We start from the raw sequence: 18,312 nt of genomic DNA on the forward strand, positions 1-18,312 counted from the left end.
TCGACGATCCCGGCACGCGGTGGCGAACAAGCCCGGGCAATCCAGCGAACTCAGAAAGCGTGCCGAACACTATTGGCGTCCCGCCCTGTGCGCATCATTGGGGGCGAGCCGCCCCCACAACGGACTGGGGCAGGATGCCCCAGCGGATGCCCAGCAACAATTCCCTGGCCGTGAACCCGTCTCACTTCGGCGTGAGGAACTTCGTGATCGCCAGCGTCACCGGGTCGCCGGGCTTACCGCAGTCGGCATTGATGGTGCCGTGGCTCTTGCCGGGGATGGGCACGACTTCCGCGGTGCCGCCTTTCGCGCGCAGGGCATCGGCGAGCAGGCGCGACTGCCGGGGCGAGTCAAGGCGGCGGGTGATGTGCAGGATGAGGAACGGCGGCGGCTTGGTGGTCACGCGGTGGACCGGTGACGCATCGCGCTGCTTGGCGGGGTCACTTGTGAAGGCGTCACGATACATCTTCTGCATCACCGAGCCCTCGCGCAGGGAGGAATACTGCTGGGGGATGTCATAGCCGGCACCATCGAGCAGCACCACGCCCTGAATGCCCGCGAGATCGACCCCGGCGGCTTTCAGGCGCGGGACATCGACCGCCGCCAAGGCCGCGAGGTGCGCGCCCGCACTGTGGCCAAGCAGGTAGATCCTCTTGGGATCGCCGCCGAAGTCCGCGGCGTGCTCCTGTACCCAGGCAATCGCCTTGCAAGCATCCTCGACATGGGCGGGATGCTCCACCTTCGGCGACAACCGGTAATTGATGGAGGCCACGATGTAGCCGCCATCCAGCAGCCACGAGGTCTTCGGTTCGGCGAAGGTCGAGTTCGACTTGTCGCCCGTTCGCCAGCCACCGCCGTGGATGAGGATGAAGATCGGCCGCGGCTTCTCGCGCTTCTCGTCGGGCGTATGAAGATCCAGCGTCCGCAGCGGACCGCTCCCCTTCCCCGCATAGGGCAGGTCGCGCACGACCTTTGCCGACGCGGGAAAATGAGCCGCGAGCATGAGAGACAAACAGACGAGGAGGATCTTCACCATGGGAAAAACCCTCGATTCTCCCAATGGTCGCGCACTTGCCCGACGACGCGGGACCGGTTAGACCGGAGCACGTGGAAACAAAGAAGCCCGCATTCATCCCGAAGTCCTGGGACCTCCCCGAATCGATCCGCAAGCGTCTCGGTGACGCCGCCGGCCGCCAGCGCCTGATGGACGAGGATGGCCACCTTCTCTTCATCCTCCACCAGTCACCGGAACCGGAGGACGATGAGGTGCGCAAGGCCGTGCTGATCTGGGGCCAGCCGAATGGCGATTGGAAGAGCTCGCCAGAAGGCGGCGGCCTCGCCGCACTCGACGCCCACATGGAAAGCTACCGGAAGAATATCCACGCGCTCGATGAGGCGGTGGAGGGCGCCAAGACGCCGCGCCAGTACTTCGATATCATGAAGCACGTGAACCCGCTGCTGCGCGCCACCCGCAACATGCTCGCGGTAATGCAGGAAGCCCGCGATGCCCGCCCCGACGAACGCCGCCTGATCAACTTCCGCGACCGCGCGGTGGATCTGGAACGTGCCATCGACCTCGTCGCGACCGATGCCAAGAACGGCATGGAATTCGCCCTCGCGGAGAACACCGAGGAGCAATCCCGCTTCGCCTACGACGCGGCCATGGAGGCCCGCAAGCTGAACCGGCTGGCCGCCTTCTTCTTCCCGCTCGCCACGCTGGTGGCGGTCTTCGGCATGAGCCCGCCCAATGAGGTCATCCGGATGCCCGGCTTCTGGCTGGTGGTCGCCGCGGGGATCATCGCCGGGCTGCTGATTCGCATGATGCCGACCTCAAAACGCTGAGCCAACCAAGCAAGTCCGCCTCGGATGTTCGTAGTCCCACCTTCAGGCGGACTCGAATGGTCCTTCAAGTTCGCCTCAAGGCGGGACTACGCACCACGTTCCGCGCGCCGGCCACGCCAGGCCCAGACGAAGAACAAGGCGATCATCACGGCGACCGCGGGGAGCTGCCACAGCAGCGCCGCGCGAAAAGCGTCATCGCCGTGGAGTTCCCGCATCCGCGCCAGCAGCAGCGAGAAGCCGAGCGAGACCGAGCCGTAGCCCACATTGAATGCCAGCCCGCGGACACTCAGCAGGGTCGCCCGCTGCGACGACTCCGCACAGCCGTGCAGGTGACGACTCACGGTGAAGCCGACCAAGCCTAACAAGGTCATCAGCAGCATGGACGGCAGCACGCCGATCCACGGCCACGCCGGGGCTAACAGCCCAAGCGCCACCACCGCCAGGGTCCCCGCGATGCCGAGCACGCCCAGCGGCGAGAAGCGCGCATTGAGTCGTCGCGCAATCTCCGGGACGAAGAAACTCAGCACCCCCGTCAGCGCGCCGATGAAGCCGAACGCCCACTCCGGAATGCCGATCAGGCGGAAATACTGGCTATTCACCGTGGCGAAGTTCCGCGCCACCGAATCGATCAACAGGCCACCGAGGATGATCACCGCGATCGAGCGCGTGGTGAAGGCCATCTTCGCCGTGCGCATCGTCAGGCGGAACGCCGACGCACATCGCTCCCGCGCGGTGCCGATCGCGTGGTGCGGTGTTTCCTCCAGTCGCAAGGTGATCGCCACGCAGGCAAGCCCCTGGCAAAAGACCACCGCCACTGGTAGCCGGTGCGCGACTTCCACCGGGATCACAATCCCGACCATCGCCAGCCACGAGGGATCGTAGAGCAGGCCGCCGAGGGTCATGGCGACCAGAAAGCCGGCGGCCCGCCAACGCATCGCCGCGCTCATCACCTCGTCCCACGCGCTTTCCCGTCCCTCCTCCGGCAGAGCATCGTAGGCGATCGCCTCGTCGGCACCACTCGCTGCCGCTTCGGAGGCACCGGAAAGCAGGCGATTCAGGATGCACATCGCGAACAGCAGCGTCCCGCCATTCTTCGGCGCAAGCAACAGGATCGACATCTCGATCACCATCAGCACCGCGGCGAACACCAGCAGCTTCTTGCGCCCCAGCGTGTCGGCCAGCGCGCCGGACGGCACCTCCAGCGTGAAGATCGCCAGCGCCCACATCAGGTTCAGGAAGACGAAGCGCTCCAGGGTCAGCCCCAGATCGGTGAAGAACACCGCCAGCACGGGGTAGTAGGCCCGCGCATTGTAGAGCACCGTGAAGAGCACGTAGAGCCGCGCATTCCGATGGGCGAAGGGCCCGGTGCGGCGAAGGAGCGAGGACACGGCCTAGCTGTGAGCGCGGCGCGCGGGTCTGTCATGCGAATTGTCAACCGGATCAAAGACGGCTAGACCCTGTCATCGCCGGAAAAATCCGGCCCATGGCATCGCTAACACCTTGGTTCCCGCCTGAAAGACCATGACCGAAGACCGTCCCCAGGAAACCGACCGGTGCCAGGAGCGGGACATCGCCGCGCACATCTTCACCACCTCGTCGGTGATGGTGGGGCTGTGTCTCACCATCATCAGCGTGGTGCGCTCGCTGCCGAAGCCCGGCCAGATCCAGACCGCAGTGGACGATCTCATTGCCATCGGCGCGATGGTCTTCCTGCTGGCCTGTTTCCTCAGCTACGCGGTGCTGCGCTCGCGGCATCTGCGGCGCATGCACCGGGTCGAGTCGCTGGCGGACGGGGTCTTCCTGCTAGGGCTGACCATCCTGGCCGTCGCCTGCGCTATGTTCGTGTGGACCATTCTCTGAGCCCTCATCTTTTCCCATGAGCGGAAAGCCAAAGTCGGATCCGGCGACGCGTGCTGTGGATGCCGCGTGCAGGTACAGCGCGGCGGGAGCTTCCACAACTTCCAGGGACTGCGTGCCTTCAAAGACAAGTTCGACCCGGAGTGGCAACCGCGCTATATCGCGGTGCCGAGCGCCTGGTCGCTGCCGCCGGCCTTGCTCGATGCCACCGCGCTGATCGGCGGCGGCCTCCGCAAAACCTTGTCCAAAAGCTGAGTCTAACAAAACCATGAGCGAAGCCACCGCCACGCGCACCTGTGCCATCTCCGGGAAAACGGTCGCCGCGGGGGATTGCATCCCCCTGCTATCCCTCCGGCCTTCGCTGATGGCATTCGTGAAGAAGAAGCATCCAGACCTCACCGATGGCGATTGCATCGCGCGGGATGTGCTTCCCGGAGTCCAGGCCGAGTTCGTGGAGGAAGCGCTGAGCGAGGAAATCGGTGAGATCACCGACCTCGAGCGCAATGTCATCGAAAGCATCCGCGAGCACGAGATCATCGCCGAGCATCCCGACGATGCGGAGGAACTCGCAAAGCGCACCCTTGGCGACCGCGTCGCCGACCGGATCGCCAGCTTCGGCGGCAGTTGGAGATTCATCATTTCCTTCGGGGTCTTCATCTTCGCCTGGATCCTCCTGAACATCCTCGTCCTGACCACCCGGCCGCCGGATCCCTACCCCTTCATCCTCCTGAACCTGCTGCTCTCCTGCCTCGCCGCCTTCCAAGCGCCGGTCATCATGATGAGCCAGAACCGCGGCGAAGCGCGCGACCGCCGGCGTGCCGAGCAGGACTACCAGATCAACCTCAAGGCCGAGCTGGAAATCCGCCACCTCCATGAGAAGCTCGACCACCTGCTCCACCACCACGGCGAGCGCCTGTTAGAAATCCAGAACATCCAGACGGAGCTGCTGCGGCAACTGGTGGACCGGGGTGGCGAGCGAGCGTCGGGAGACAGGACTACCTGAACCAACTTTGTCTTGGGGGAAGATTGGCATCCTCCCCCCCCGGGGAGGATGCCTGTCGCTAAGATTTCTGCGGCTCTTTCAGATCCGCAGACTCAGACGACGTTTCACTGTTCCGATCTCAAGGTAGCATCCGGGCAATTAGAGAACGATGAGATCGCCGAAGCTTTCTGGATTTGTCCCCACCGGCGAATCGAACCTCTTCCGAGCCGCATGATGCCTCGGGAATGGAGGGGAGCACGATCGCCCAAACATTAGAAAATCGTTAGAATCACGAGGAAATCGCCGCCTCGAAGCGTCCGGGGATTCTTATTGTTGCCTCTCCCTTCGTGCGGAGCTAGCGACGATCCATGCGGTGTCTGCTTGTAGAAGATTACCTTCCACTTCGGGAAAGCATCCGGGAATGCCTCAGGGAAGCCGGCTACGTGGTAGATGACTGCGGATCGGGCGACGAAGGATTGTGGGCAGCGGAAAATCACGCCTACGAGGTCATCATCCTGGACATCATGCTTCCCCAGATCGACGGGCTGTCCATCCTGCGAAGCCTCCGGAAGCTTCACGACAAGACGCCGGTCATCCTCATCAGCGCCCGCGATGCCGTGGCACAACGGGTGGACGGGCTCGATGCCGGTGCGGACGACTATCTGGTGAAGCCCTTTGAACTGATCGAGCTTCTCGCCCGGGTGAGGGTCCTGACGCGCCGGCGCTACGACCGGCACTCGCCATCGATCCAGATCGGCGATCTGGTGGTCGATTCGTTGAGGAAGCGGGTGTTTCGTGGTGAGCGCGAGATCTCTCTGACGCGTCTTGAATACCGTATCTTGTCCTACCTTGCTCATCGGGAGGGCCAGGTGGCTTCCCGCGCCGAGATCGGCGAGCATGTCTATCAGGATCACGACAACGGCAACAGCAACAAGGTGGACGTTTGCATCAGCTACCTGCGCCGGAAGCTCAACGCGAACGGCGAGCCCGACTTGATCCGCACGATCCGGGGACTCGGCTACGTCATCTCCGCCAATCCCTCATGAGGAATCCATCGATCAGGATACGGCTGATCTTCGGGAGCACCCTGCTGGTTGCCGGAGTGCTGCTTTTCTCGAAGGTCGCCATTTACCGCGAGATCGAGCGCTCGCTGCGCCAGGAGCTGGACGACCGGCTCCTCCACTCCGCCAACCTGCTCTCGAAGTCGGCGGAACTCGAGGCCGGCGGTGTGATCTATGAATGGCAGGAAGCACTTCAATCCACTGCCGGCCTGAACATCGAGGGTCTTTTCCAATTCTGGAATCTGGAAGCCGGCACCTCCACCCGTTCGCCCGATCTCGGGACCCGGGACCTGAAGTTCTTTCACGGGGAACTCAACGAGCCTCGTTACGAGAATATCCAACTGGCGGACGGAAAGCCGGCCCGCGCCATCGGCTTTCTCCATCTGCCTTTCACGAACGAGTATGGACGCGAGGAAATGCGGCGGAGGGGAAAGATCCTCTCGCCCGAGGACTACCCGCAGGTGATCGTGTGCGCCAGCGAAACGTCGGCGCTCGACCTGCGCCTGACCGAAACGAAACTCGATCTGTTTTGGAGCGGAGTCGTCACCCTGCTCGCCGTATGGCTGGCGATCCTGTTGATCACTTATTGGACGCTTCGTCCGCTGGATCGATTGGCCTCCACCCTTCTAAAGCGATCCGCCGAGGTAGGTACGCCCTTGCCCGAGATCCCTGCGGACCTCCCGCGGGAGCTTGTCCCCCTGGCATCGGCATTCCAAGCGACCTTGGGGAAAATCGAGGTCGCCCGCACCCACGAAAAGGACTTCGCCTTCAGCGCCGCCCATCAGTTGCGGACCCCGATTGCCGGCATGCACGCCATTCTGGAACAGGCGATCGCCCGTCCACGCAGCGAGGAAAGCCTCCGCGAGCGGATCGGCCGGGCGTTGAATGTCGCCCGCGACATGAGCAGCACCGTGGACAGCCTGATGAGCCTGGCGCGGCTGCGAGGAGGCATCGACGTTGTCGAGCGGCAAGCCTTTGACTCGATCCCCATCATCCGCAACCTGGCGCAACAAGAAGCGGAGAGATACCATGGCCTCCGCCACCTGGAGATGACCCTCCCGCAAGATCCACTGGTTGTGGTAGGCGACCAGCGGCTGTTCCAGGTTCTGGTCTCGATATTGATCGACAATGCCTTTCACCACAGTCCCGACGGAGGAAGAATCAAGGTCAAGGCGGCACCGGAATTGGACGGCCTTGTTCTAACCGTGGCGAACGATGCCCGTGGCTTCGATCCGGAAGATGCCGAACGGATCTTCCGCCCCTTCCAGCGGGGACGAAACACCTCCGTCAACACGGGTGGAGCCGGCCTCGGCTTGGCACTGGCGAAGGAAATCTCGCAACGGATCGGAAGCTCGCTCGAGTTGAGTTGCAATGCGGCGACCTCGCTTCTCATCTTCCAGCTCAGGCTAGGCGGCCCCGCTCCCGACATCACATCTCGCCTTTAGCCTATCACGCCGAGCATGAGAGTTTCATGAGAAATTCCGCCGTTGCGTGACAAGGGCCAAACCTGCTTCGCTGGGATTGCATGCGCCTGCTCGTCGTCGAAGATCACACCGCCCTGCGCGAAGGACTTTGCCAGTTCTTCCGGGAAGCCGGCTATCTGGTCGACAGTGAAGCCGGAGGCGAGGAGGGCCTCTGGGCGGCCCAAGGCAGCGAGTATGACGCCGTGATCCTCGACCTGATGCTTCCCGGTGTGGACGGGATGTCCATCCTGCGCCGGCTGCGGGCGCAAGGAAACCCCATCCACATCCTGGTCATCAGTGCGCGCGATGGCTTGGAAGACAGGCTTGAGGCGCTGGATGCGGGAGCGGACGATTTCCTCGTGAAGCCCTTCCCGCTTGCCGAAGCGTTGGCACGCACCCGGGCGCTGCTCCGCCGGAGCTTTGGCAAGAAATCCCCGCTCATCTCAATCGGTGATTTGGAGATCGATCCGGCTCGGCGCAGCGCGAAGCGGGGTGGCATAGGCATCGAGTTCACCGCGCTCGAGTACCGCCTGTTAGAATACCTGGCCTACCGGGCGGGTGAAGTGGTCACGCGGGCGGACATCTGGGAACACGTGTTCGAAGACGGCACCGGCGGGAGCAGCAACGCGGTGGACGTTTATGTGGGATACTTGCGGAAGAAGCTCAATGTCACCGGCGCCCCGGACTTGATCCAGACCCGGCGCGGCCAAGGTTACACCCTCGAAGTGCAGGAACCATGAGCGCTCCCTCGATCCGGCGCTCGCTTCTGGTCCGCTGTGGCCTTGGCATTGGTCTCCTATCGGCCCTCCTTTCGGCCGGCATTTACCTGCTGGTAAGGCAGAGCCTCTATCAGGAACTCGATGCCTCGATTCGGGAAACCGCATCGATCCTCTCCAACCAGGTCGAACTGGAAAACGAAGCTATCACCTACGAGTGGCAAGAGGGCATTGGCACTAACCGAACCCTGCTCGAAGGCGCGCTCTTCCAATTCTGGGACGAAGCACACGGCACCACCACGCGATCACCCGCACTTCACCGGCAGGATCTGCCGAAGTTCAGCGGCGTCGGCGGAGCCCCCTTGCTGAGAAGCATCCAGCTTCCGGATGGTCATCACGCCCGTGCCGTGGGCCTCCGGATCTATCCCTTCGTGCTGCCAGAGGAGGCGCAGGCGATGGTCGAACGAGGCCGCATAATCGACCCGCAATCGATTCCCCATCTCCTGGTGGTAGCGCGCGATGCGGAACCGGTGCATCGCTCGCTGGACCGCCTCCGCTGGATTCTCGCGGGCGGCTGGCTACTCACGCTGGGACTCGGCTTCGTGCTGATCGAGCGGGCGATCCGCTCGTCCCTGCGGCCGATCCACCAGCTCGCGTCGCAAGTGCAAGACCGGGCCGAACACCAGCTTGATGAAGCGCTCGCCCTGCCGGAAGAACTTCCCTCCGAGCTCACGGGACTTGCCACGCACTTCAATTTTCTGTTAGAGCGGGTGGCGGCGATCCGGCTGCGCGAGCGCGACTTCATTCGCCACGCGGCGCACGAACTCCGCACCCCCATCGCCGGCTTGCGCACCACCACCGATCTGGCGCTTTCCCAGCCCCGCGACGCTGCCGCTTACGCGGCCCATCTGGCGACCTGCCAGAAGACGGCGATCGAACTCGGAGAGCTGGTGAAACGCCTGTCCGCCCTGGCAAGGATAGGCCAACCCGCAGCTTCCTCTTCCCGCGAACGAATGGACCTCGGTCAATTGCTTCGTGAACACGCAGAGACTTTCATGAGTAGGGCCGCGGAGCGAGGGCTGCAGGTGACGGACGACCTTGGCGAAAGAGAGCTGCTGGCCATGGCAGATCCCGCACTGGTGAAGATCATCTTCAACAACCTGCTCGACAATGCGGTGTCCTACGCCACCAGCGGCGAGATCCAGCTATCCGGAGCGATCACTGCCCGCGGCGTGGAGATCTCCATTGCCAATCCGCTTGATGAACTCGCCGACAACCCCGAGCGCTTGTTCGAGCCTCTTTTCCGGCGGGAGTCGTCCCGGCACGATGCCGCCTCGCATCTCGGGATCGGACTTACCCTTAGCCGGGATGCCGCGCATGCCATGGATGGCACGCTGACAGCCACGGCCGGCACGGACTCGATCTGTTTCACCCTCGTGCTCCCCTCGCCTGCCTCGTAGCTTCACGGAATAAACTGGATCCACTGGTCCCTGCTTTCGGCGCTCTTCGCCGCGACACTCACCGGATTCTCATGATCGGCGCGCTATCACCGCCGGCAGATGCGCACGATTGTCCGACGCTTGTGTAATCCTCCGGTCCTATTGGGGATCCTGCTCGTATGCCGGCTGGCACTACTTATTCTTGCGCCTCACACCGATCCCTCCGAATCGCGCTACGCGGAGATCGCTCGCAAGATGGTGGAGACAGGCGATTGGATCACGCCGCAATTCGACTACGGCGTGCCCTTCTGGGCGAAGCCGCCGCTTTCGATGTGGATGTCGGCACTGGGCATCGAGCTCTTCGGCGTGAACGAATTCGGCTCGCGGATCTTCATCTTCGTCGGGGCGCTTGGCGTGCTGGCGCTGGTGGCGGATGCGGCCCGGCGCGAACTCGGGAAGGAGGCAGGATGGACCGCCGCCGCCGTGCTCACCGGCATGCCCTTGTTCTTCTACTGCTCCGCGGCCGTCATGACCGACCTCGCACTGCTGCTCGGCACCACGCTGACAATGGTCTGCTTCCGCGGTGCGATGCGCGGCGGGCCGAGGTGGAGCGGTTACGGGGTATTCGCCGGACTAGCAATCGGGCTTCTGGCCAAAGGTCCGCTGGCCTTGGTCATCTCGCTGCCACCGATCGCCGCCTGGCTATTGATTACCGGTCGCTGGCGGACGGCGTGGAGATCCTTGCCGTGGTTCACGGGAACGGTGGTGATGCTCCTGCTCGCGCTGCCATGGTATCTCGCCGCCGAGCGCAAGACGCCCGGCTTCCTCGACTACTTCCTGATGGGCGAGCACTGGAATCGCTTCACCGTGCGCGGCTGGCAGGGCGACCTCTACGGGAATGCCCACCCGGTGGCCCCCGGCATGATCTGGGTCTATCTGCTGCTCGGCTCGTTTCCTTGGTGCCTGGGCCTGTTGCGGGCAAGGCCGGCTAGCTGGCGAGGCTTCCGGATTTGGGCGATGGCGCACCATGGTCGCGGCCTCTACTGGATCCTATGGGCGCTCTGGCCGGTCGCGTTCTTCACCCCGGCGAGAAACATCATCGCCACCTATCCCCTGCCGGCCTTGCCCGCGCTGGCGATCCTACTTGCGGAGTTTCATGGGACCACAACACCTGCCAGCCTCCCGAAGCCCGTTCCCCGGCCGCTTTCCCCGATGCTTGCCGGGATCACGCTGGCCTTTGCAGCGTGGGCGATAGTGGTATCGCTGTTCCTGCCGGAACTCGCGCCAAAGCAATCCGAACGCGCGTTGATCCGGCGCTTCGAACGCGAACGCTCGCCCGGCGACCGGCTGATCTACTACGGACCCCGTAAGTACTCATCCGAATTCTACACCGAGGGCGGCATCGACCACACCGTCTCCGCAGGGACCATCGCCGAGCGACTGGACTCGCCAGGCCGAACCTTCGTGGCGCTGCCCTCGTACTGGCTGCCACTGATCCCGCCGCCGGTCCGCCGGCGCCTCTTGCCGGTGGCCTCCTGGGGTCCCGGTCCATCGCTCTACGTCGAACGCACGGACATGCCAGACATGTCCGGCATCGATCCCTCCAGAACTTCACCCATTGGCAACTGACTCGATACCTATGAAAACGCTCGCTTCCCCGGCTCCCACGACCACTGGCACCGTGCGTCCATCGATCACCTGCATCGTCCCCGCGTTCAATGAAGCCAGTGGCATCGCTGCTTTTATCAATGGCCTCTGCGCCCATCTCGCCGGGCTCACCTCGCACTACGATGTGATCGTGGTGGACGATGGCAGCCGCGACGGCACCGGCCTGGAAGTCATCGCCGCTTCCGGGGGCCTGCCGGTGCGGCTGCTGGCGCTGTCGCGGAACTTCGGCAAGGAAGCCGCAATCAGCGCCGGGCTGGAGGAAGCCTCGGGCGAGGTCGTCGTGATCATCGATGCCGACTTCCAACAGCCCTTCCACGTCATCGATGAATTCATCCGCCAATGGCAGCAAGGCTACGACATGGTCTACGGGCTGCGAACGAACCGCGACACCGATCCGCCGGTGCGGCGCTTCCTCAGCCGCTCATTCTACAAACTGCTCAGCCGCTGGTCGTCCGTTGAAATCCCCGCGGACGCGGGTGACTTCCGGCTGCTCGACCGTCGCGTGGTCACCGCGCTGAAGGAGTTGCCGGAGCGAAGCCGCTTCATGAAGGGACTTTACCACTGGGTCGGCTTTCGCTCCACATCAGTGCCTTTCACCTACGGCGAGAGGCACGCGGGTAGGTCGAAGTTCAACTTCAACCGCCTCTTCGACCTCGCGATGACGGGGCTCACCTCGTTCTCAGCCTTCCCCCTGCGGCTGTGGGTGGCCATGGGTGCGCTGATCTCCGGATGTTCCCTTCTCTATGCCGCCTTCATCATCATCCGCACGCTGTTGCGCGGTACCGATGTCCCCGGCTGGGCCACGCTTGCAGTGGCCGTGTCGTTCCTAGGCGGCGTGCAGCTTCTCTCGATAGGCATCCTCGGCGAATACGTCGCGCGCATTTTCACCGAGGTGAAAGGGCGGCCGAACTACGTCGTCGCGGAGCGTCACGGCTTCAGCGAGACCGGCCATCAGCCATGAGCTCACTCTCCCAACTCACCCGGTTCGGTTGTACCGGTGCGGCAGCATCCGCCGTGCATCTCTGCGTGGTCGCCGCGCTCGTCCCCTTCGAACTGACACCGCTGGCTGCGAACGTAGCCGGCTTTGCGATCGCCTTCCATGTCAGCTACCACGGGCATCGTAGCTGGACCTTCCGCCGTCCCGGAGGACCGCGGGAATACAAGAGGATGCTGGCGGTGTCGTTGCTGGCATTCGCGCTCAATGAACTACTCTACGCGGGTCTCTTAAAGTGGACGCGCCTCGACTACCGGGTCGCGCTGGGCCTGGTGCTCCTCACTGTCGCCGCCGGAACCTTCGCAGCGACGCGTGTTTGGGTGTTCACCCGGGAACACCGGGCAGCTCATCAGGGAAACCGGTAGCCCGCCCCACGCACGGTCTCGATCAAAAGCGGCTTCGAGGGATCGGCTTCGATCTTCTTCCGCAGGTTCAGCACGTGCTGGTCAAGCGTGCGCGACTCGGGGAAATACTCGAGGCCCCAGCATTCGTTGAGGAGTTCGTCGCGGGTGACGACTTCACCGCGGCGCTTGGCTAGCAGGGCGATCAGCTTCACTTCCCGCACGGTGAGCTCGACTTCCCTTTCACCCTGTCTAGCGACGAGACGCTTCGGAAACACGCTCCACGCTCCGAACAAAAGAGCATCGCCTTCCCGCGGTTCTTCGTGGCGTCTCAAGACGGCACGCACACGGGCCAGCAACTCGTGTTTCCCAAAGGGCTTTCTCAGGAAATCATCCGCGCCGAGTTCGAGGCCGAGCACGACGTCCACCTCCTCCGACTTGGCGGAGAGGAATACCACCGGCGTCCGGCGATCGTCGCGGCGGATACTACGACAAACCTCGTAGCCGCTCGAGTGCGGCATCATGATGTCCAGCAGCACCAGCCCGGGGCGATGGCTTTCCCAGAGCGCCAGCGCCTCGCGGCCATCACGGGCTGCGAGCACCTCGTGACCTTCGCCTTGCAACAGCTCGGTCAGCGCCTCGCGGGTCACCGCATCGTCCTCAGCGAGCAAAATCGTCACGCGCGGTTCCTTTCCATCAGAGGGACCGCCAGCCGGAACTTCGAGCCGCCCGCCGAGGGCATGAGTTCGAGCTGTCCGCCCATCCGTTCCGCCAAGTCGCGGCTGATCGCGAGGCCGAGGCCGGTCCCGCTCGCGCCCTCATCGATCCGGGAACCGGCCCGTTCGAAGGGCAGGAAGATGCGTTTGCGCGAGTTGGCCGGTACCCCGGGCCCATCGTCTTCCACCTCGGCGACAAGCTGCGAACCCTCGATCGAAAGGCGGACCGAAGCCTTCGCACCCTCGCCGGCATACTTCTCCACGTTGGAAAGCAGGTTGGAGAGAATTTGGGAAAGGGCATCGCGGTCTAACATCACGTCGCCTTGCACGTCCTCGTGGTAGTCGCAGACGATCGACTTCCGCTCGAACAAGGGCGCGAAGCTCTCCCTGACTTCGCCAAGCACCTCGGTAGCGCTGCAAGAGACTGCATGCGCTTCGCTCGTCCCGCGCTCGATGCGAGCGAAGGCGAGAACGTTATCCACGATTCGCGAAAGCCGCGAGGTTTCCTCGCGAATGAGTCCGAGCCGGCGACGCACCTTCCCATCCTCGACCGGCAGACCGTCGAGCGCGAGGTCGGTATTGAGCAGCAGGTTGGTGAGCGGCGTGCGCAGTTCATGGGACACGCGGTTGACGAAGCTGACCCGTTCTTCCGCAAGCCGGATGGCCTTCCGCTGCCACGAAACGATGGCGATCCCACCGCCTAGCAACAGCGCGGCGACCGCGAACGATCCGGCCAACACCGGCACCCGGTAGCGGGTCACCACCCGCAACGGATAGTGGCGATAAAGCGTCCAGTCGCCAAAGCGCGAGACATGGCGAACAATCTCATCGGACTTGGCTTGATCCGGCGCATCGCCAAGCCACGCGTTCCCGGACGGACCGGCCCAAGAGAACGAGCCCGGTTCCCCACTGAAGTCCGGCATGCGCAAAGCAAGGTCCTGCTCGACGACCTTCGCGGCCGCAAGGGGATCCAGCACGAGCACCGCGGCCAAGCGACCATTCCCCCGCCACCATGCCAGCGGCTTGCCGGGCATGGTGATCCAACCCGAGCCCTGCAGCACATCGCTTTCCGCCAGCACCCACTCGCCCGGTTGCTCGCGAGCATAGTGCGCTAGCACGGGAAGCCAGCGTGAGGTGGATCCATCGACCGGAAGGTGCTGCCGGCCGGGATCGGAGAAGCCCGCATTCAAGAGCGAGCGCTGCGTGATCCCGGCGATCACAGTGTCATCGGGAGGAAGCGACAGGCCATCCTTCAAGAGACGTGCGGCTTCATCGTCGAGTGCCTTTTCCCACAGCACTTCGAGGTCATCGATCCGCCGTGCCGTTTCGCGGAAGGCATCGTCCACACGATTGCCGGGCGGGCGCTCGGAGATACGCTCGGTTTGCCGCGAAAGCAGCGTGCCGGCGACCGCCACCAGCACGGCAAGCGTCGAGCATACCAGCAGCGTCCACACCCAGGGAGGCACGGCTCTCCCCTTCGTCGTGAGGGTTCGTGCCTCCTCTCCGCGCATTGCTTTGAACTAGTTGGTGCCGCTGCTGCTGTCACTCCACTTTGACGAACATCAGCAGGCATTGATCCCGGTCCGCCTTGCCCGGGCCATTGAATTCGGTGCCGGAAGAAATCAAGGTCCAACGCCCGCGTTCGAGCCGGCAACTGGTCGTGCAGCGGTTGGTGGCGAACAGCGGAAGCTTCATGTCGGGGATCCATTGCCCATTGTCCTCGATGCGCCGATAGACCGACTCACCGACCACGTCCACGCGATCAAAGGCGAGACGAATTACCGGATCATCGCCCATTCGCGGCACTTCCATCTCCAGCGTGACACCGGTATTCCTCGTCTCGAAGCTCACCGGCAGGCTCGCCCCTGCGAGCCCGGGCGCCGCCTCGATCTTGTAGCGGGCGAAAGTTCCGATGCCGTTCACTTTCTTGCCGTCTTGATTCTGTTGCTCCGGGGCTTCCCACTTTTCCACCAGGGTCCGCACGTTGGACGGCTCCCACTCGGTCGGATAGATGACCTCCCGGATATTCTCCAAGACCCACCTGCCGTCGGATTGGAAGATCCCATCTGCCGCTTCCAGCAGGGTCGGCGCCTGTTCCCCCTTCAGCGATGAAACGAACTTCCATGCCGATTCAGGGACTTCCAGCGGTGGGCGGCTTTGCAGCCATTCGGAAAACACGACGTGCGTCACCTTCACGGACTTGTAGGAGATATGGATCCTCGGCGGCAGCGGCGGCGTCGGGTGAACCTTCTCTTCCAGCGCTCCACGCAGGAATACGAGGCGGGTGGAGACCCCCGCCTCCCGCTCTGTCGGCAAGGGATCGATCCTTGAAATCAGGGCAACCGTTCCGGGTTCGCTGGCGGACATGACCACGCGCCGCGGGCCGGCGGAAGGTGTCGCTTCCGCGAAAGGATCGTCCTGCTCGCCGGTCAGCTCGCCCTCCGAGAGCCGCACGCTGCGGATGACCGGCAGGAAAACGTCTCCCGGGTGCCGGGTTTTTTCGATGAGAGGATGGTGCGGCGTGCTTTCCAACATCTCCACAAATTCCCCGGTCGCGAAAAGGTGCCGCTCCTCACCTTCGCCCGCTGGATCGAACTCCACGGTGTAGCCGAGATTGCGCGTCTCGAAACTCGACGGCAGGGGCCAGACGCCGGAGCCATTGGGTGCATACTCGGTGGGGTAAGTTTGCTCGAGGATGGACTCGTTGGTCGCCTTCCTGCCCGCGACGCCCACCCCGACGGAGGTATGGTCGCACGTCGCCTTTCCCTCACGGATCCACTGCTGGACCGTGGCCCGCAGCGCGGTCGCATCCTCCGGGATGCCGTTCTTGAGCAGCCATGTCTCGATCAGGTCCGGCGGCACCAGGATCTGCTCGAGGATGCCGACGTAGGAAGGACCGGCAGGCGGTGCCTCTTTTTTGGATTCGCCCTTTTTCACAAAGGGATTTGCCTCCTGCCCCGGACAGACGGCGGCGAGGAACAAGGCGAGAGTGAGAGCGGTTTTCATGGATGGTCTGGAGCGGATTCATGCTCCGGAGTCGATCGAAGCCGATCTTGGGAAAGCTTGCGCCAAACGGCGATCAAGCTTGTGCAAAATGTTCGCAAAATGCCCCTTGTGCCGGGGAGCTTCCGCGCCCATTCCCATGGTGCCCGCTCGTGCGGCCCGCATCCATTTCCGATCCCTTCCCATGAAGCGCTACCATCCCGTCCACCTCGCGGATCTGCCTCCGATCGCCTGCTGCTGCGGCACCACACGGCGGGCCTTTGTCGATCTGCCGGACGCGCCGGCCTCGGCGCACTATCTGGAGGTGAAGGACGAGCCGACCAGCCACTATCACCTGAAGACCACCGAGATCTACGTGGTGCTGGAGGGTGAAGGCTTCCTCGAGCTCGATGGCGACCAGGTGCCGGTGAAGCCGCTGAGCGCGGTGATGATCCGGCCGGGCTGCCGGCACCGGGCGATCGGGAAGATGAAGATCCTCAACATCCCCGTGCCGAAGCACGACGACGCCGATTTTTACTACGACGAGAGCGCGGCGAAACCCGGTGAAACTCCCGTCCACTAAGTGAGCGCGAACCCAAATCCCTACGAAACCGAGCGCCTGCTCGGGGAATACCTGCTCTTCCACTATGGCAGCGCAGAGGAAATCCTGCCCGAGTCCGCGCCCGCCGGCATGCGCGAGGCACTCGACTTCGCGGTGCGGACCACGCGGCATTTCTCGCCCGGCACGGTGGAGCGCACGCTCGACCTAGGCTGCGCGGTCGGCCGCTCGGCCTACGAGCTGTCCCGTAGTTCGACCGAAACGCTGGGTATCGATTTCTCACAGAATTTCATCCGCGCCGCTGCCGCCATGACGGGCAGCCCCCTGCCCTACGGCCGGCTTGATGAAGGACACCGGCGGACACCCTTGCTCGCGCGCTTGCCGGAAGGCTTGCCGGTGAATGAGGTGCGCTTCGAGACCGGCGATGCGATGAGCCTGCGGCGCGACCTCGGGGATTTCGACCGGGTGCACGCCGCCAACCTGCTGTGCCGGCTCACGCAGCCGGATCGCCTGTTGGAGCGTTTCCCCTCGCTGGTTCGCCCCGGTGGCGAATTGGTAATCGCGACGCCCTGCACGTGGCTCGGCGAATACACGCCGCCAGCGAACTGGCCTCAAGGTAGCACGCTGGACTGGCTGAAGTTGAAGCTCGGCGGAGATTTCGAGCTGGTCTCCATGAAGGATGAGCCATTCCTGATCCGCGAGACCGCCCGGAAGTTCCAGTGGACGGCCTCGATGGTCACGGCGTGGAAGCGCCTCCCTTAAGGAGCTGCGACTCAAGTGGTACGTAGTCCCGCCTCAGGCGGACCCGAGTGGTCCTTCGAGTCCGCGTGAAGGCGGGACCACGAACAACTGCAGGCGAGCCTCCCGCTACTTCCGCAGCAACGGGTGCCCGCCCTTGGCCACCGTGACATGCGGCGGCCGCAGGTAAGCCGGCTGCACCGGCAGCGCCGCCAGTTTCAATCGCTCCTCACTGGAACGCGCCAGCCACGCCTTGGCCAGGAGCGCCGCAGTGGGTTGCTCCAATAGGACCTCCGCCGCCAACTCCTCCGGCAAGCCGACCTTTCCCACCGGCTCAAGGGAAAACACTGCCGCCCCACCCTTCAATACGCCGCGGATTTCCTCAGTCAGCTCCTCCACCCCGCACAATTCCGGTTCCCCGCCAAAGCCCGCCCGCCATGCGCTGCCGCGGCGGGCGTCGCCCACGGCCAGCGCCCCGGGTTTCGCCGATGGCACCGCCAGCAGCGAACTGAGCCCGACCGCCGGGCAGCGATGAACCAGCGCGACGCCTTGGCCGGCGGCGATCCCCACGCGAGTGCCGCTGTAGCTGCCGGGACCGGTGCCGATCACCACCTCGGCCAGCGACTGGCCGGGTTCCAGCCCCGCGAGCGCCCGTTCCAAGGGGGCAAATAGCAAGGCGTTGTGGCTGCGGTCGCCGGTGAAAGTCTCCTCAAAGACCACCTCGCTGCCGCGCAGCAGGGCCAGCGAGGCACGGGGAGTGCTGCTTTCTATGAACAATCGGGCGGCGTCCGGCACGCCGCCGAGCATCCGGAAATCTGCCCGCTCCGCAACCCGCAATCCCCCGCAAACCCCGCTCCCGCAGGCCATTCTACCACACTGCGGATTTCTCCCCTTGCCAGCCCCCCAGCCAACCCGCTTTCTTCCGTGCAAATTCCGCACCCGTAACCCCTGTTTTTC

At 63.9% G+C, this 18,312-nt stretch carries 18 protein-coding genes and 1 pseudogene; 13 read left to right on the forward strand and 6 right to left on the reverse strand.

All coding sequences use genetic code 11. The annotated features are described in order from the left end of the window. Window positions 1-181 precede the first annotated feature (181 nt). Complete coding sequence (locus OKA05_RS08335; protein ID WP_264486669.1) at window positions 182-1,033, reverse strand: alpha/beta hydrolase; 852 nt, start codon at window positions 1,031-1,033, stop codon at window positions 182-184. Between the two features lie 35 nt (window positions 1,034-1,068). Here OKA05_RS08335 and OKA05_RS08340 point away from each other — a divergent pair, with 35 nt between their 5' ends. Continuing rightward, a complete protein-coding gene (locus OKA05_RS08340; RefSeq protein WP_264486670.1) occupies window positions 1,069-1,839 on the forward strand; it encodes a magnesium transporter CorA family protein in 771 nt (256 codons plus the stop codon). A gap of 86 nt (window positions 1,840-1,925) precedes the next feature. Here the strand turns inward: OKA05_RS08340 and OKA05_RS08345 are convergent, their stop codons facing one another. Further along, window positions 1,926-3,227: an MFS transporter gene (locus tag OKA05_RS08345; protein WP_264486671.1), complete on the reverse strand. Its 1,302-nt coding sequence runs from the start codon at window positions 3,225-3,227 to the stop codon at window positions 1,926-1,928. A gap of 133 nt (window positions 3,228-3,360) precedes the next feature. On the opposite strand from OKA05_RS08345, the gene OKA05_RS08350 reads away from it, so the two are divergent. The 10 genes and pseudogenes from OKA05_RS08350 (at window position 3,361) to OKA05_RS08395 (ending at window position 12,384) form a co-directional block, all read left to right on the forward strand. After that, a complete protein-coding gene (locus OKA05_RS08350) occupies window positions 3,361-3,699 on the forward strand; it encodes a hypothetical protein (protein ID WP_264486672.1) in 339 nt (112 codons plus the stop codon). Between the two features lie 75 nt (window positions 3,700-3,774). Further along, a pseudogene (locus tag OKA05_RS08355) lies at window positions 3,775-3,951 on the forward strand (phosphatidylglycerol lysyltransferase domain-containing protein); the annotation flags it as partial. A gap of 13 nt (window positions 3,952-3,964) precedes the next feature. Beyond that, window positions 3,965-4,699 (forward strand): DUF1003 domain-containing protein, encoded by a 735-nt coding sequence (locus OKA05_RS08360; protein ID WP_264486674.1) that lies wholly within the window; start codon window positions 3,965-3,967, stop codon window positions 4,697-4,699. Window positions 4,700-5,046: 347 nt separating this feature from the next. Then, window positions 5,047-5,724: a response regulator transcription factor gene (locus tag OKA05_RS08365; protein ID WP_264486675.1), complete on the forward strand. Its 678-nt coding sequence runs from the start codon at window positions 5,047-5,049 to the stop codon at window positions 5,722-5,724. Next, on the forward strand, window positions 5,721-7,184 hold the full coding sequence (locus OKA05_RS08370) for a sensor histidine kinase (protein WP_264486676.1): 1,464 nt from the start codon (window positions 5,721-5,723) through the stop codon (window positions 7,182-7,184). The genes OKA05_RS08365 and OKA05_RS08370 overlap by 4 nt, the downstream gene beginning before the upstream one ends. 80 nt (window positions 7,185-7,264) lie before the next feature. Next, window positions 7,265-7,942, forward strand: a complete 678-nt coding sequence (locus OKA05_RS08375; protein WP_264486677.1) for a response regulator transcription factor — start codon at window positions 7,265-7,267, stop codon at window positions 7,940-7,942. Then, window positions 7,939-9,378 carry a sensor histidine kinase gene (locus OKA05_RS08380; RefSeq protein WP_264486678.1) on the forward strand — a complete coding sequence of 480 codons (1,440 nt, stop codon included), beginning with the start codon at window positions 7,939-7,941 and terminating at the stop codon, window positions 9,376-9,378. Before OKA05_RS08375 ends, OKA05_RS08380 begins: the two co-directional genes overlap by 4 nt. Before the next feature lie 99 nt (window positions 9,379-9,477). Continuing rightward, window positions 9,478-10,986, forward strand: a complete 1,509-nt coding sequence (locus tag OKA05_RS08385; protein WP_264486679.1) for an ArnT family glycosyltransferase — start codon at window positions 9,478-9,480, stop codon at window positions 10,984-10,986. A gap of 10 nt (window positions 10,987-10,996) precedes the next feature. After that, window positions 10,997-11,986 carry a glycosyltransferase family 2 protein gene (locus OKA05_RS08390; RefSeq protein ID WP_264486680.1) on the forward strand — a complete coding sequence of 330 codons (990 nt, stop codon included), beginning with the start codon at window positions 10,997-10,999 and terminating at the stop codon, window positions 11,984-11,986. Continuing rightward, window positions 11,983-12,384 carry a GtrA family protein gene (locus OKA05_RS08395; RefSeq protein ID WP_264486681.1) on the forward strand — a complete coding sequence of 134 codons (402 nt, stop codon included), beginning with the start codon at window positions 11,983-11,985 and terminating at the stop codon, window positions 12,382-12,384. The genes OKA05_RS08390 and OKA05_RS08395 overlap by 4 nt, the downstream gene beginning before the upstream one ends. Here the strand turns inward: OKA05_RS08395 and OKA05_RS08400 are convergent. The 3 genes from OKA05_RS08400 to OKA05_RS08410 all read right to left on the reverse strand — a co-directional run bounded on the left by OKA05_RS08400 (window position 12,369) and on the right by OKA05_RS08410 (window position 16,082). Continuing rightward, a complete protein-coding gene (locus tag OKA05_RS08400) occupies window positions 12,369-13,040 on the reverse strand; it encodes a response regulator transcription factor (RefSeq protein ID WP_264486682.1) in 672 nt (223 codons plus the stop codon). The two genes, OKA05_RS08395 and OKA05_RS08400, sit on opposite strands and share 16 nt — an antisense overlap. Continuing rightward, window positions 13,037-14,542, reverse strand: coding sequence for a sensor histidine kinase (locus OKA05_RS08405; protein WP_264486683.1), 1,506 nt, complete (start codon window positions 14,540-14,542; stop codon window positions 13,037-13,039). Before OKA05_RS08405 ends, OKA05_RS08400 begins: the two co-directional genes overlap by 4 nt. A 76-nt stretch (window positions 14,543-14,618) precedes the next feature. After that, window positions 14,619-16,082 carry a hypothetical protein gene (locus tag OKA05_RS08410; protein ID WP_264486684.1) on the reverse strand — a complete coding sequence of 488 codons (1,464 nt, stop codon included), beginning with the start codon at window positions 16,080-16,082 and terminating at the stop codon, window positions 14,619-14,621. A gap of 181 nt (window positions 16,083-16,263) precedes the next feature. Between OKA05_RS08410 and OKA05_RS08415 the strand changes: the two genes are divergently transcribed. Further along, window positions 16,264-16,641 carry a cupin domain-containing protein gene (locus OKA05_RS08415; protein ID WP_264486685.1) on the forward strand — a complete coding sequence of 126 codons (378 nt, stop codon included), beginning with the start codon at window positions 16,264-16,266 and terminating at the stop codon, window positions 16,639-16,641. Continuing rightward, window positions 16,642-17,379: a methyltransferase gene (locus OKA05_RS08420; RefSeq protein ID WP_264486686.1), complete on the forward strand. Its 738-nt coding sequence runs from the start codon at window positions 16,642-16,644 to the stop codon at window positions 17,377-17,379. It abuts the gene before it with no gap. Window positions 17,380-17,484: 105 nt separating this feature from the next. Here OKA05_RS08420 and tsaB read toward each other — a convergent pair whose 3' ends face one another. Continuing rightward, window positions 17,485-18,150 carry a tRNA (adenosine(37)-N6)-threonylcarbamoyltransferase complex dimerization subunit type 1 TsaB gene (tsaB, locus tag OKA05_RS08425; protein WP_264486687.1) on the reverse strand — a complete coding sequence of 222 codons (666 nt, stop codon included), beginning with the start codon at window positions 18,148-18,150 and terminating at the stop codon, window positions 17,485-17,487. Window positions 18,151-18,312: the final 162 nt, after the last annotated feature.

This window comes from Luteolibacter arcticus (assembly GCF_025950235.1).
GTDB lineage: Bacteria > Verrucomicrobiota > Verrucomicrobiia > Verrucomicrobiales > Akkermansiaceae > Haloferula > Haloferula arctica.